Below are 13,783 nucleotides of genomic sequence, written 5' to 3'. Positions count from 1 at the left end.
TTCATCGCGGGGGAGTTGCGTGTGACCAAGATCGTCGTCAACGGAAAGCAGCGCGAGGTTAAGGCTTCGCCCGATACGCCTCTGCTCTATGTCCTTCGCAACGAACTGGATGTGATGGGCGTGAAGTTCGGCTGCGGCCTTGCGCAATGCGGGGCTTGCTCGATCCTGCTTGGCGACGAAGAGGTGCGCGCCTGCGTGACGCCGGTCTCGGCGGTGGAAGGCAAGCCGGTCACCACGGTTGACGGCCTGCCCGCGCGCTGGGCCGAGAAAAAGGGCCTCGCGCCCGACCCGCAGCGGCTGCACCCGGTCCAGCAGGCCTGGGTGGACGAACAGGTGCCGCAGTGCGGGATCTGCCAGTTCGGCATGATGATCAAGGTCACCGAACTGCTCGAGGCGAACCCCAAGCCGACCGACGCGGATATCCGCGAGGCGCTGACCAATTCCGGCCCCTCCCCGCACTTGTGCCGCTGCGGCAGCTATGCCGCGATCCTCGAAGGCGCGCACCGTGCGGCCAAGCTGATGGCCGAGGGAGGTGCAGCATGAGCGCAGCCCTTGACATCCACGGCGCCCGACTTTCCCGCCGCGCCTTCATCGGCAGCGGGGGAGCGCTCGCCGTCGCGGTCAGCCTGCCGGTCAAGGCTTCGCCAACCGCCGCCCCGGCCTCGCTCGACGCAACCACGGCTGCCAGCTGGATCGAGCTCAAGGCGGATGGAACGGTCACGATCCGCACCGGCAAATGCGATTTCGGCCAGAGCAGCGTCAACACCGCCTATCGCCAGATCGTGGCCGAGGAACTGTGCGTCCCGCTCTCGGCGATGACCACGGTGATCACCGGCGACACCGACCGCACGCCCGATGGTGGCGGCACGTTCTGGTTGCTTGGCTATGTCCAGAACCTGCGCAAGGTTGCAGCCTACATGCGCGAGGCGGCGCTTGAACTCGCCGCGGGCAAGCTTGGGGTCGACCGCAAGGCGTTGAGCGTGAAGGACGGCGTCATCTCCGGCGGCGGCAAGGCGATAAGCTATGCCGATCTCGTGAAAGGACAGGACCTCAAGCTGACGATCCCGGTAGAAGGCGAACTGACCAGCCCGATGGGCTTGACGGTCAAGGGCGAGCCGCCGCTGAAACCGGTGTCCGAATACACGATCATTGGCAAGCCATCGGCCAACCCCATGACCCGCCCCAAGGTTTCAGGCGAAGCGGTCTGGGTCGGCGACGTCAAGTTGCCGGGCATGCTCCACGCCCGCACCATCCACCCCGCAACGCTGGGTTCGAAGCTGGTCAAGGCCGGGAAGCTGGACGGAGCGCAGTTCCCGGGCGCGCGACTGGTGACGATCGGCAACCTCCTTGCCGTGGTTTCACCTGACGAGTGGGAGGCGGTACAGGCTGCTCAGGCTGTTGCCGCCGAGACGCAGTGGAGCGATTGGCAGGGCCTGCCTGGCCACGAAGGCCTGGCAGACCATTTGCGGTCGAAGGCCGACTGGACCGTCTTCCCGTCACGCGATGGCGCGGCCAACAAGGGTGAGCCCGAAAAGGTGACGGCTGCGCGGGAGCACAAGGCATCGTACTTCCTGCCTTACCATAAGCACGCCCCGATCGGCCCGATGGTCACATTGGCCGACTACCGCCCCGATGGCTCGGTCACCCTGCACACTCTGAGCCAGAACCCCCAGCATCTGCGCCACATGATCGCCAAGATGCTCGGCGTGGGCGAGGACAAGGTGGTAGTGCGCACCTATCCAGGATCGGGCCACTATGGCCGCTCCAATGGTGGCAGCGCAGGGAGCGAGGACGAAGCCGTGCTTCTCTCGCGCGAACTTGGCCGGCCGGTGCGTGTGCAGTGGATGCGCGCCGACGAGATGCAGTGGACCACGCAATCCTCGTGCGCGCTGGCGGATATCGCCATCAAGCTCGACAAGGACGGGCGCATTGCAGGCTATGCAGCCGAACACCGCGTGCCGCCGATGCAGGATGATCGCCTGGTCGGTGCGCTGCTTGCCGGCCTGCCGGTGATCGATGCCCCTGCGGCCGTTACCAAGGATCCGTTCCAGAACGGCATCAATGAGATGCAGGATACCTGGGTCTACGGCAACGTCCCCGCCGTGCACGAAAAGGCGATGAGCACCTGGCAGATCGGCGAGAAGGAATCGCCGATCGCAGTGGGCCTGCGGGACCATTCGATGCGCACGCCGATCCAGTTCCAGCAGAACTTCCCGCGTGAAGTGGCAATGAGCGAAGCGGCCATGCTGGCGGGCAAGGACGCGCTGCAATTCCGCCTCGATCACGTTACCGACCCGCGTTTCAAGGCGATCATCGAGAAGCTGCGCACCGAGTCCGCGTGGGACAGCCGCCCCTCACCCGCCCCCGGCGCCCGCGCCAGCGGAAAAGGCGTGGTCAAGGGCCGCGGCATGTCGATCATGCTGCGCGACAACGGCTACTGGGCCTGCGCGGCGCACGTCGCGGTCATGCCGGAGAGCGGTGAAATCAAGGTCGAACGGATGACCATGGTCGCCGATGTCGGCATCGTCATCAATCCGCTGCAGTTGCGCCGCCAGATCCAGGCTGGCTGCCTGATGGGCGTGAGCCAGGCGCTGCATGAGGAAGTCAGCTTCGACCGAGGCGCGATCACCGCGGCCGACTGGGCCAGCTACCCGATCCTGACCATGGCCGAAGCGCCGGAAATCAAGGTGGTGTTCGAAACCAACCTTGCTGCGGGCAACTATGGCCAAGGTTCGGAAAGCGCCAACGCCCTGGCCGCCCCGGCCATTGCCGCAGCCGTCCTTGACGCCACCGGCAAACCCGTGCGCCGCCTGCCGCTCCGACCGGCATACGTCAAAGCGGCGCTGGCCTGAGTCCTAGAGCGAGTTCCTTCGCGCGATCGAGCCCAGCATTTCGGCGCTGGGCTTGGCCGTGCGCTTGAACGTCTCGCGGTCGAACGAATGCAGCCCGAAGCGGTGGTGGTAGCCGAAGCCCCATTCGAAGTTGTCGATCAGCGACCAGTGGAAATAGCCGCGCACCGGTACGCCATCGTCCATTGTCCGCTTCAATTCGGCAAGCGCGGCCGGGATCAGCCACTGGCGCAAGGCATCGTCGTCGGAATTGACGCCGTGCTCGGTGACGTAGACCGGTAGCTTGGTAACCTCGTAGGCATACCGCACCGCACCAGCCAGAGAGCCCGGCCAGACCTCGATCCCGCCGGCATTGCGGCGCGCATCGGCAGGTGCGGGTAGCGGACCTTTGGCATTCCACACCTTGCGCTCATAGTTCTGCACGCCAATGAAATCGCAGGTCTCACGCGCCAGGCGCAGCCACTCATTGTAGTAGCGCTCGCGGATCCGGTCGCGCATCGAATTCTTGCCGACCGCCTGATCGTCGAGAATGGCCAGGCTCACGCCGACCGGAAGGTCAGGCTGCACCGCCTTGATCGCGGCGAGGCCACGACGATGGCCTTCCATCATGTTGGCACGGTAAGTCTTGGGGTCCTTGATGTAGAGCGAGACCCCCGGCGTATAAAGCGGCACGCCAAGCTGCTTTGCGGCGGCTTCCTGCGTCGCCTGATCACCGGCAAGCAACTGCGGCGGCAGGATTTCGCCGATCACGCCTGCGAGGTTCGGCTCGTTGAGCGTGGTGGCGAGTTCGATGCCCGCAGCCAGATGCCGCGCGGCGCGATCGCAGAAGCGGGCGAACAGCGTGGACGATTCAGGATTGTGCCATCCGCCCTTGGCAGCGAACCAGCGCGGGGTGGTAAAGTGGTTGAAGGTGACGACCGGCTTGAGGCCGCGCGCGCGGCACCCTTCGATCATCGCCTTGTAATGGTCGAGCATGGCGTTGGAGAAATGTCCCTCGTTCGGCTCGATCCGCGCCCATTCCAGGCTGAAGCGATAGGAATTGAGGCCCATGCCCTTCACCAAGTCCAGGTCAACTGGCCACAGCTCGAAACTGTTTGCGGCATCGCCTGATCGCTCGGCGAAGATCGTGCCGGGGACGTTCTCGATCACCCACAGGTCGGCGTTGAGATTGTTGCCCTCGATCTGGTGAGCAGCAGTTGCAGCACCCCACAGGAAGCCTTCGGGAAACCTGGGATCAAGCGGTTTGATCTTCGCACCCCGCGCGAGCGCACTGCTGCTAACCGCGGCGGAAGCGCCGAGGGCCACGGCCGAAGCCATCAAGCTGCGACGATCGATCATCTCACTTCTTCTCCGTTGCCAGCAGGCCCTGCGTGCGCATCCAGCGATACATCAACTCAAGCCATCCTTCCGCAGGAGAGCCAGCGGGTCCGGCCCCGAAACCGTGACCGCCCGATGAAAGAAGGTGGAATTCGATCGACTTGCCGGCAGCGCGATAACTGTCGAGCAGCGGCAGACCCTTTTCGCGCGCCAGCAGAAAATCATCGGCTGCAATGGCTACGAACATCGGCGGCGCATCGGCAGGGACAGTCATGGCAGCCATGTTGGGATAGATCGGCGCGGCAAAGTCGGGCCGATCTGCGCCACCCTTCTCCACCACGCTGCGCGTCAGGAAGCCCCCTGCCGAAAAGCCCATGAAGCCGACGCGCTTCGGGTCGATGCCGAAGGTGGCGGCATTGGCGCGGACGTGCCGCAGGGCAGCGATGCCATCCGCCAGCGCTTCGGCGGGCGTGTCGGCCGGAGGCGCGAACGCGGCCTTCTGCCCGCTGATCATCTTGTCGAGTTCGGCGACGAAGACTTTCTGGTCAGGCGGTGTTGGCAGGGTGCGGTACTTGAGCACGAACGCGGTCACGCCGCGATTGGCGAACCAGCGGGCTACTTCCCACCCTTCCTTGTCCATCTCGAGGCCGAGGAAAGCCCCGCCAGGAGCAATGATCACCGACGCGGGCGACGGCTTGCCGACGGGCTGGAACACGGTGAGCGTCGGCCGGGTGACGTTGCGCACGGCATAGCGCCCAAGGTCGCTGGGATGCCAGACCTCGCGGTCCACCTTCCCGGCTGTGGGCAGGGTGAAGGTGTTCGGTTGGGCCGGTGCGGCGACCGTCTCGGTCGAAATGCCGCTCTGCGCATCCACGGATGCGCTCGCAAGGAGTGCAAGGCCCAAGCCAAGCATCGAATGCCGAAGTCCGGCCATGATCATCCAGTTCATCCTTCTCGACAGGTGCCGGTCCGCTCTTCGACGGATGCGGCAGAAGCAAAGGCCGCCACCCGAAGGCGGCGGCCCCTCTTGCATCAGAAGTTGATGCCTGCCCGCACGCCGACGGTGCGGACTGATTCAAAGCTGAAGCGCTGGTTCAACGTCAGCACTGGCGGAGCGACACCAACCGGGTTGGCATCGCCACCGTCCGAACCGACAGAGATCGGACGGATCTCGTTCGTGCAGTTCTTGCAGAACAGGCTGATGGTCCAGTTGTCGGCCTTGATCCCGGCGCGCAGGTCGATCGTATCCCAGGTCGGGATCGTGAACGGTGCGCCGATACCGGCAGATTGCGGCGAGCGGTGGTAGTAGCCGACGCCGAACTGTGCTTCGAGGCCTTCCGAGATCGGCGCAGCATATTCAGCGCCAAGCGTCGCGGTGAACTTCGAGGACAGCGGCAGCTGGTAGCCCTTGGCGTTGAACGTGCCGACGAAGCCGGGCAGCGACGAGTTGATGTCGGCCTTGCAGCCGCCGGTCGTCTGCGTCGGGTAGCACTGCGCGCCCGGGTAGTCGTCGAACGTCGCATCGGCATAAGACGCCGAACCCGACAGGGTCAGGCCTTCGAAGGGCCGTGCCTGGAACGAGAAGTCGATGCCCTTGGTCGTTGCCGTGGCCGCGTTGCCCAGCACGAAGGTGCGGAGCGCCTGCACGAAGGCCTGAACCTGCAGGTCATAGAACTTCGTGTAGAAGCCTGAAACGCTGAAGGTCAGCGCGCCATCGAGAGCCTTGCCCTTGATGCCGAGTTCACCACCGCGCGAGATTTCCGGACGTACGGCGAGATCGGCATTCGGCGCGGGTGCCGTGTTCGAGAAGCCCGGTCCCTTGAAGCCTTCGCCGTAGAAGCCGTAGACCATCAGGTCCGGCGTCGCCTGCCAGTCGAAGCCCAGCTTGTAGCTGAGATCGGTGGCGTCGGTGCTCTGGTCGGTGACGTTCTTCTTCACGCCAAGCGTGACGAAGTAGTTTCCGAAGTTCTCGCGCAAGTTGATTTGCGCCTTTTCGTAGGTCAGGCGCGCACCAGCGGTCAGCTTGAGGGTGTCGGTCAGCTGGTAGCCGAGCTGGCCGAACGCAGCATAGCTGTCGTTCTGCAGGCGATACTGGAAGTCCTGGCCGAGGAACGAGCGGTTGTTCACGCCACAAGCGGGCGGCGGCCCTTGCGTGACAGTGGCGCCGATGCAGAACGGGAAGCCGACCGCGACAAAGTCTGGCACGCCGTTGTTGCCACCACGGTAGCCGGAACTGTTGCCGACCGAGCGGTAATAGTAGAGCCCGAACTGACCCGACAGGGCATTGCCGCTGGGGAGGGCCAGACGCAGTTCCTGCGAGTACTGGTCGTACTTCTGATTGGCACCGTTGAAGCTGAAGAAGTTGAACGGCGTCTGGTCGGAATCGAACTGGAAATCGACCTTGGCCTGCTTCCACGCGGTGATGCTGCTCAGCTCCATGCCGTTGCCGAGGCGCAGATTGATGTTGGCCTGAAGGCCGCCGGTATCGCTGTCACGGAAATTCGGCGCTTCAGCCGCGAAGTTCAGGTTGTCCGTACCTGCGACAAGGCCACGCGCCGGGTACTGGCTGCCGGGGCCGAACTGGCGGAAGGTAATGTCATAGCGGCCAGTGATGCCGCGCTGCCGGTTGTAGTCGCCAATCACGTAGACCGAGAGGTTGTCGGTCGGCTCGAACAGCAGCTTGGCACGTAGGCCAAGGTTCTCGAGACCGAGGTCATTGCGCACGTTGGGGTTGACCTTGCCGACAGTGATCGGGTCCTGATCGCTGTAGATGGCGTTGAGACGCAGTGCCGCCTTGTCACCCAGCGGAGCGTTGATGGTGGAACGGATCTGGTAGCCGGTGCCGTCGTCACCCGGGCGTGCACGCTGCACCAGTTCGCCGTCGGCGCTGAACGAAAACTCGCCCAGCTTCGGCTTGTTGGTGGTAATGTTCACCAGACCGGCCGAGGCGTTCTTGCCGAACAGGAGGCCTTGCGGGCCGTTGAGGACTTCGACGCGAGCAACGTCGTAGAAGGCATTGGCGGCATATTCACGGTTGCCGAGAACGACATCGTCGATGACCTGCGAGACGCTGGCCTCGACAGTGTTCGAGAACGTGGCCGTACCGACACCCCGTACCGAGAAAGTGTTGTCCTGCGCCACCTGAAGGCTCGGTGCGAGCTTGGTCACGGCGGTAAGATCATTGGCGCCGCGCTGGATCAGCTGCTCCGAGCCGACCACGGTCACGCTGACCGGGACCTTGAGCACGTTCTCGCTGCGACGCTGGGCAGTAACGATGATTTCGCCGGGTGCCGAGGCTTCGTCCGCTGCCGACTGGTCGGCAGCCTGCGCGAATGCGGGTACAGACGAGAACAGCGCGATGGCTGCAATTGATGCCGACTGCACGAGCCGGGTCTTCCTGCTGATGTTCACGGATTATCCTCCCTCTGAACGATTATGCGGAAATGTGCTGGTGCCCACCGGTCCGCACCGCCGGCGCTCCACCCCGGAGGTTCGGCCCTTCAGGGGAGGATGATCGTCGCGTGGCGTTCGTTGCGGACGATGGCGGGTTGAAATTCGGGCGGGAAATAGGGGTGGCGGTATCGGATCGCGCTGCCCACGAGATGAACCCCGCGCGTCAGGCCGCCCTCCTTGGGAACGACCACGGTGAAGTAGTCGCCCACGTAAAGACGGGTCTGCGTCGCTTCGTTGAGTTCATCCCGGGTATATTCCTTGTCACCGAGACGAAACAGGTTGCCCTCGGCGGGATAGACGACGCCGTCGACGGTGATGTCCACGCCCTCGATCAGGCTCAGGCGCGAGGAGCGGTAGTTGGCCTGGCGGATGCGGACCTCGAACCCGGTGCGCGCACCTTCAGGCCCCACGTTGCGGAAGCCGGTGCTCTGGATATGGCTGCGCTCAAGCATTGGCCGCCTCCATGCTCGCGGCGTCATATTCTTCTTCGAGCTTGCGGATCAGTGCGTGCTGGCGGCGCACCTGCTCGATCGCCACCCAAGGGTCGCGCTTACCCTCGTACTCGCTCGACAGATAACCGGCGTAGCCGAGCTTCTTGAGCATCGGCACGATGCGCTCCCACGGGATCTGGTGGTCGTGCAGCGTCTCGTCGATGTTGTGGAACTTCGCCTGGATGAACGGCACGTACTGGATCACGTCGGCCAGATGCTCGACCGGCGTGTTGATGCCATTGAGGAAGCTCAGCGCGCCCTTCTTGATCTCGTCGGTGATGCCGCCGCCCCAGTGATCGATCGGGCGATCCTGAAAGATGCCGGTGTCGATCATCAGGCCGAAGTTCTTCGTGCCGGTGCGCTCGATGAACTTCACATAGGCGTCGGTAACGGGATGACGGATTGGCGTGGGCGAATGGATCTCGGGCAGGATCACCAGGTCCAGCTCGTGCGCAAGATCGAGATTCCGTTCGACCGCACCTTCCCAGATTGGGTCCGGCGTCAGGTCATGGTCGATCACGCCGAACTTGGGCCGGATGAACTTGAAGCCCAGCTTGTGCGCCAGACGCAGGTCTTGCGCAATCTGCGCCGCGCCCTCTTCGACGCTCATGTTGCGGTCCAGCTGGATGCGCGTGTCGACCCAGCAAGCAAAATTGGTCGGCTCGAGCCGAAAGCGCTCAAGCTTGGCAAACCAGTCGTCGATCCACGCAACGGGCGGCTCAGGATAGAGCGGCACGCTCGTCTCGCCAAGGATCTCGATGCCGGTCGAGCCGGTGTCGGCAACATGATCGAACGCATCGTCCAGCGTCATCACCGTGCCGAAGTCATCAGTGTAGCTGTACAGCGATACGCCATACTTGAAGCTGCTCACGCTAACCTCTCCTGTCGCGGCGGCGTCCGGATTGACGCTATTGATCACCGCTTATTTGAGCGCCTATTAATCGATGATCAATACGAGGGCAAGGGGGGCGCAAGAGGGTGCGCAAGCGGCTTGCGCATTGGCGTCAAACCAAGCAAAGCTGCAGGAATGACGGGGAACGCAGCGATACGGGAACGGCGGGGCAAGCCTTCGCACCGCGATGATCTACGCAGCGAGCTGCTCGCAGCGGCCTGCGCGTTCGTCGCGCGCGAAGGTCATGAAGGGTTGTCGATTCGAAAGCTGGCTGAGGAGATCGGCGTGTCCCCCGGGGCGCCGTATCACCATTTTCCCGATCGACGGGCGCTGCTCGTTGCGGTGGCCCTCGAAGGGTATCGCCAACTTTTCGCCGAAACCGAAAAAGCGGTCGCAGATGCGCCAGAGGAAGTGCTTTTCGCCAACCTTCTTCACTTCATCCGGTTTGCTGCTGCAAATCCGAACATGTTCACGCTGATGTACGAAAGCGAACTGGTCCGCCCACAGCTAGCGCCCGAGCTTGCCCCTGAACAGGAAGTGGGCTTCCAGATGTTGCGACGTGAAGTCTCGCGCGCCACGGGGCACTTGTCCGAGCGTGAGCGCAGCCTGCGCATCGCCACGATCTGGAGCGCGATCTTCGGGTTTGCGCTTCAGACCAACCGAGCGATGCTGCGCGCACATCCGCTGGAACCAATGCCGGACGAACTCGCACCCGAGATCGTCCGGCAGGCACTCAGGCTGATGGCCTGATGGTCAGGAAAACGGCTGGCTCAGCGCGTAAGTCCGTGCTTCAGGTTGCGCATCTGGTCATGGCCTTCGCGCACTGAGCCCCAGGCCTCGTTGACGGCCTGCCTCGCAATAGCCGAGAGGTCCGCATTGTTCATCGCGGTCTCGAACTTTTCCTTCAGATAGTCTTCGCCACGTTCGACCTCGTTGATGATAGCCTTGTCGTCGCGGCCCATGACTGCCGACTTCAGATCGACAAACGCGCGATGGATCGCCCCCATGGTCGAACTGTCGTCCTCGGGATTCCCGCCAAGCTGGCCAACTGCAGCCTGCAGTTTAGTTACCACCGACTGCCGTTCGCGGGCACGGTCAAGGAAGATGCGGCGATACTGCTCGTTGTCGACATCTTCGGCTGATGTCTGGTAGCCCTCGACGCTGTCCAGCAATGTCGCAATCAGCGTGTTGAGTACGGTGACATCGCCATCCGGATCGCCGCCAGTCACACTCGCCCCGTTCATGCTTGCCCCGTTCGTGCTTACAGTCGTGCCGAATGTCGGGTTGTTCGAATCCATCGTTAATCTCCGGTTGAGGGTGTCCCCCTTCAACGGTCGGAAGCCGTCGGCGGGTCCGGGCCAAGTCGCTGCCATGGCAACGGCATCCCCCACGCAGCGGGCGTTCTGTCGATTTACCAAGCCGATCGGTGGCGTCGCCCCAGGCGGGAGACGATGAGCGATGCTGCGTCGCCTCGCCTTGCCCCGGCCAAGCACTGTGGATGAGCTGTCCGATGGCGTGGATGGTTGCAAATCGGAGATTCGCAAGTTTGCGGAATTGCATTTGACAGGCCAAGCCGTGGAATGCACGGAGGCTGCGCGGAAGGCCGCTCACGGCCCTGATCTGTCCGGGAAACCCGTGCTTGCGGTATCTCCTGACCGGCCTGCGGGCTGCTGATACAGGGTTGAGAGCGCGCTGTGGCGAACTTTGCACCAGTGAACAGGGCGGCAAGCTTCATGCTTCCTGCGTACTGGTGGTCGATATGGCGCTCGGCGCCAAGGAGATGTTGAATGAACGTCCATGAGTACCAGGCGAAGGAACTGCTTGCGAAGTTTGGTGTCGGCATTCCGGCTGGGATTGCGGCGCTGACGGTTGAGGAAGCGGTTGCTGCGGCCAAGCAGCTTCCGGGGCCGCTTTATGTGGTCAAGGCGCAGATCCATGCTGGCGGTCGCGGCAAGGGCAAGTTCAAGGAACTGCCTGCCGATGCCAAGGGCGGCGTGCGCCTGGCCAAGAGCATCGAGGAAGTCGAGGCCTTTGCAAAGGAAATGCTCGGCAACACGCTCGTCACGGTGCAGACCGGCGAGGCCGGCAAGCAGGTCAATCGCCTCTACATCACCGATGGCGTTGATATCGCGAAGGAATACTACCTCTCGATGGTCGTCGACCGCGCTTCGAGCCGCGTCGCGATGATCGTCTCGACCGAGGGTGGCATGGACATCGAGGAGGTCGCGCATTCGACCCCTGAGAAGATCGCGACGATCACCATCGACCCGGCTGAAGGCTTCATGCCGCACCACGGCCGCGCCGTCGGCTATGCGCTCAAGCTGACCGGAGATCTCAACAAGCAGGCCGGCAAGATCGCCGAGCAGCTCTACAACGCCTTTGTCGCGCTCGATTGCGACATGCTCGAGATCAACCCGCTGGTGGAAACGAAGGATGGCAACCTGCTCGTCCTCGACACCAAGATGAGCTTCGATTCGAACTCGCTCTACCGCCACCCCGACGTGATGGCGCTGCGCGACGAGACCGAGGAAGACCCGGCCGAGATCGAAGCCAGCAAGTACGACCTTGCCTACATCAAGCTCGACGGCAACATCGGCTGCATGGTCAACGGCGCCGGCCTTGCCATGGCGACGATGGACATCATCAAGCTGAACGGCGAATTCCCCGCCAACTTCCTCGACGTGGGCGGCGGCGCGACGACCGAGAAGGTCACCGCGGCGTTCAAGATCATCCTCAAGGACCCGGCGGTGAAGGGTATTCTCGTCAACATCTTCGGCGGGATCATGAAGTGCGACATCATCGCCGACGGCATCGTTGCCGCGGCCAAGGAAGTGAACCTGCAGGTTCCGCTGGTCGTCCGCCTCGAAGGCACCAACGTCCAGCAGGGCAAGGACATCCTCGCCAATTCCGGCCTGCCCATCGTCCCCGCCAACGACCTCGGCGATGCCGCCAAGAAGATCGTCGCTGAAGTCCGGAAGGTTGCCTGACCTTTCACCGGACTGCGGTTTGATCAGGGGGCGTCGGGCAACCGGCGCCCCTTTTCATTTGCCGGCCGCACGTCCTTTCGAACACGCCACGCTGACGAGGGCTTCTCGGCGGCGAACTTTTTGCGCCGCCCAGCACTCCAACCCTGCCGACAAACGCATGGCCAGATGTGCAGTTGACGTTTACGTAAGCGCGAATTATGCCGAGGCCTACGGAATCAAGGAAAGGACGCCTGGCGATGAAAGCCCTGGTCTGCGTGAAGCGGGTGATTGACTACAACGTGAAGCCACGTGTGAAGGCGGATGGGAGTGGTGTTGATCTTGCGAACGTGAAGATGAGCATGAACCCGTTTGACGAGATCGCGGTCGAGGAAGCCATTCGCCTGAAGGAAAAGGGCGTGGTGAGCGAGATCGTGGCGGTGTCGGTGGGCGTGGCCAAGAGCCAGGAAACGCTGCGCACGGCGCTGGCGATGGGTGCGGACCGGGCGGTGCTGGTGCAGGTCGAGGACGGCACCGAGGTCGAGCCGCTGGCCGTGGCCAAGATCATCAAGGGGATTGCCGATGAGGAGCAGCCCGCGCTGATCATCACCGGCAAGCAGGCGATCGACGATGACAGCAACCAGGTCGGCCAGATGGTCGCCGCGCTGCTGGGACGGCCCCAGGGCACCTTTGCCAACGAAGTTTCGGTCGAGGGCGATGCGGTTGTCGTCAAGCGCGAGATCGACGGCGGCCTGCAGACGGTGAAGCTGGCGCTGCCCGCGGTGGTCACCACCGACCTGCGCCTCAATGAGCCGCGCTATGCTTCGCTGCCCAACATCATGAAGGCCAAGTCCAAGCCGCTCGCCACCAAGTCGCCCGCCGACTACGGCGTCGACATCGCGCCGCGCCTCAAGACGCTCAAGGTCAGCGAACCGCCGGTGCGCTCAGCCGGCATCAAGGTGCCCGATGTCGACACGCTGGTCGCCAAGCTCAAGGAAATGGGAGTAGCCTGATGTCCAAGGTTCTCGTTCTCGTCGAACACGACAACGCTTCCGTAAAGGACGCCACGCTCGCCGCCGTCACTGCCGCATCTCAACTGGGCGAAGTGACTGCCCTTGTTGCCGGATCGAACTGCGACGCTGCTGCACAGGCTGCTGCGCAGATCGCCGGCGTCGCCCGTGTGCTCAAGGCCGACGACGCATCGCTGGGCAACGCGCTCGCTGAAAACGTCGCCCCGCTCGTCGCCGGCCTGATGGCCGATTACGACGCCTTCGTCGCCCCTGCCACGACCACCGGCAAGAACGTCGCCCCGCGCATTGCCGCGCTGCTCGACGTGATGCAGGTCTCGGACATCCTCTCGGTCGAGGGGCCCAGGACCTTCACCCGTCCGATCTACGCCGGCAACGCCATCGCCACGGTCGAAAGCTCCGACGCCAAGCTGGTCATCACCGTGCGCGGCACCGCCTTTGCCAAGGCTGCCGCCACTGGCGGATCGGCCAGCGTCGAAGCCGTCGCAGCCACCGGTGACAGCGGGTTGTCGACCTTCGTCAGCGCCGAGATCGCCAAGTCCGAGCGGCCGGAACTGACCAGCGCCAAGATCATCGTCTCGGGCGGCCGCGCGCTGAAGGACGCTGCCACGTTCGAGCAGATCATCACCCCGCTGGCCGACAAGCTGAACGCCGGCATCGGCGCCAGCCGCGCCGCGGTCGACGCAGGCTACGTGCCCAACGACTATCAGGTCGGCCAGACCGGCAAGATCGTGGCACCCGAAGTCTACATCGCCGTCGGCATCTCGGGCGCGATCCAGCACCTTGCCGG

At 63.5% G+C, this 13,783-nt stretch carries 12 protein-coding genes; 6 read left to right on the top strand and 6 right to left on the bottom strand.

From position 1 onward, the window contains the following. Positions 1-21 precede the first annotated feature (21 nt). Both AX703_RS08250 and AX703_RS08245 read left to right on the top strand, forming a co-directional pair. Positions 22-543, top strand: coding sequence for a (2Fe-2S)-binding protein (locus tag AX703_RS08250; RefSeq protein WP_039338637.1), 522 nt, complete (start codon positions 22-24; stop codon positions 541-543). Then, positions 540-2,852 (top strand): molybdopterin cofactor-binding domain-containing protein, encoded by a 2,313-nt coding sequence (locus AX703_RS08245; protein WP_062343585.1) that lies wholly within the window; start codon positions 540-542, stop codon positions 2,850-2,852. Before AX703_RS08250 ends, AX703_RS08245 begins: the two co-directional genes overlap by 4 nt. A gap of 3 nt (positions 2,853-2,855) precedes the next feature. Here AX703_RS08245 and AX703_RS08240 read toward each other — a convergent pair whose 3' ends face one another. The 5 genes from AX703_RS08240 to AX703_RS08220 all read right to left on the bottom strand — a co-directional run bounded on the left by AX703_RS08240 (position 2,856) and on the right by AX703_RS08220 (position 8,981). After that, positions 2,856-4,187: a glycoside hydrolase family 1 protein gene (locus AX703_RS08240; RefSeq protein WP_062343584.1), complete on the bottom strand. Its 1,332-nt coding sequence runs from the start codon at positions 4,185-4,187 to the stop codon at positions 2,856-2,858. 1 nt (position 4,188) lies between these two features. Further along, positions 4,189-5,106 carry an alpha/beta hydrolase gene (locus tag AX703_RS08235; protein ID WP_062343659.1) on the bottom strand — a complete coding sequence of 306 codons (918 nt, stop codon included), beginning with the start codon at positions 5,104-5,106 and terminating at the stop codon, positions 4,189-4,191. 92 nt (positions 5,107-5,198) lie between these two features. After that, the gene (locus AX703_RS08230; RefSeq protein WP_082734487.1) at positions 5,199-7,577 is read right to left on the bottom strand and encodes a TonB-dependent receptor; all 2,379 of its coding nucleotides are present in this window, start codon (positions 7,575-7,577) and stop codon (positions 5,199-5,201) included. Positions 7,578-7,666: 89 nt separating this feature from the next. Beyond that, positions 7,667-8,071 (bottom strand): DUF6379 domain-containing protein, encoded by a 405-nt coding sequence (locus AX703_RS08225; RefSeq protein ID WP_039338632.1) that lies wholly within the window; start codon positions 8,069-8,071, stop codon positions 7,667-7,669. After that, on the bottom strand, positions 8,064-8,981 hold the full coding sequence (locus AX703_RS08220; RefSeq protein WP_062343657.1) for a sugar phosphate isomerase/epimerase: 918 nt from the start codon (positions 8,979-8,981) through the stop codon (positions 8,064-8,066). Before AX703_RS08220 ends, AX703_RS08225 begins: the two co-directional genes overlap by 8 nt. On the opposite strand from AX703_RS08220, the gene AX703_RS08215 reads away from it, so the two are divergent. After that, complete coding sequence (locus AX703_RS08215; protein ID WP_231735459.1) at positions 8,895-9,752, top strand: TetR/AcrR family transcriptional regulator; 858 nt, start codon at positions 8,895-8,897, stop codon at positions 9,750-9,752. The two genes, AX703_RS08220 and AX703_RS08215, sit on opposite strands and share 87 nt — an antisense overlap. Before the next feature lie 20 nt (positions 9,753-9,772). Here the strand turns inward: AX703_RS08215 and AX703_RS08210 are convergent, their stop codons facing one another. Further along, a complete protein-coding gene (locus tag AX703_RS08210; protein WP_197423653.1) occupies positions 9,773-10,300 on the bottom strand; it encodes a PA2169 family four-helix-bundle protein in 528 nt (175 codons plus the stop codon). A 489-nt stretch (positions 10,301-10,789) separates the two neighbouring features. Here AX703_RS08210 and sucC point away from each other — a divergent pair, with 489 nt between their 5' ends. The 3 genes from sucC to AX703_RS08195 all read left to right on the top strand — a co-directional run. Then, on the top strand, positions 10,790-11,989 hold the full coding sequence (gene sucC, locus AX703_RS08205) for an ADP-forming succinate--CoA ligase subunit beta (protein WP_039337175.1): 1,200 nt from the start codon (positions 10,790-10,792) through the stop codon (positions 11,987-11,989). A 236-nt stretch (positions 11,990-12,225) separates the two neighbouring features. Continuing rightward, complete coding sequence (locus AX703_RS08200; RefSeq protein WP_039337173.1) at positions 12,226-12,978, top strand: electron transfer flavoprotein subunit beta/FixA family protein; 753 nt, start codon at positions 12,226-12,228, stop codon at positions 12,976-12,978. After that, positions 12,978-13,783 (top strand): electron transfer flavoprotein subunit alpha/FixB family protein (locus AX703_RS08195; protein WP_062343583.1); only part of this gene is annotated, 806 nt, incomplete at its 3' end. The genes AX703_RS08200 and AX703_RS08195, both read left to right, overlap by 1 nt.

This window comes from Novosphingobium sp. CCH12-A3, assembly GCF_001556015.1.
Lineage (GTDB): Bacteria > Pseudomonadota > Alphaproteobacteria > Sphingomonadales > Sphingomonadaceae > Novosphingobium > Novosphingobium subterraneum.
Note: the sequence above shows the minus strand (reverse complement) of the source record. Positions and strands in the feature narration are given on the sequence as shown.

What these genes read in the sequence shown, in the direction of transcription:
- AX703_RS08245 (WP_062343585.1), top strand. Translation starts at nt 540, where the DNA reads ATGAGCGCAGCCCTTGACATCCACGGCGCCCGACTTTCCCGCCGCGCC.
- AX703_RS08240 (WP_062343584.1), bottom strand. Translation starts at nt 4,187, where the DNA reads ATGATCGATCGTCGCAGCTTGATGGCTTCGGCCGTGGCCCTCGGCGCT.
- AX703_RS08235 (WP_062343659.1), bottom strand. Translation starts at nt 5,106, where the DNA reads ATGATCATGGCCGGACTTCGGCATTCGATGCTTGGCTTGGGCCTTGCA.
- AX703_RS08225 (WP_039338632.1), bottom strand. Translation starts at nt 8,071, where the DNA reads ATGCTTGAGCGCAGCCATATCCAGAGCACCGGCTTCCGCAACGTGGGG.
- AX703_RS08215 (WP_231735459.1), top strand. Translation starts at nt 8,895, where the DNA reads ATGATCGAACGCATCGTCCAGCGTCATCACCGTGCCGAAGTCATCAGT.
- AX703_RS08210 (WP_197423653.1), bottom strand. Translation starts at nt 10,300, where the DNA reads ATGGATTCGAACAACCCGACATTCGGCACGACTGTAAGCACGAACGGG.
- sucC (WP_039337175.1), top strand. Translation starts at nt 10,790, where the DNA reads ATGAACGTCCATGAGTACCAGGCGAAGGAACTGCTTGCGAAGTTTGGT.
- AX703_RS08200 (WP_039337173.1), top strand. Translation starts at nt 12,226, where the DNA reads ATGAAAGCCCTGGTCTGCGTGAAGCGGGTGATTGACTACAACGTGAAG.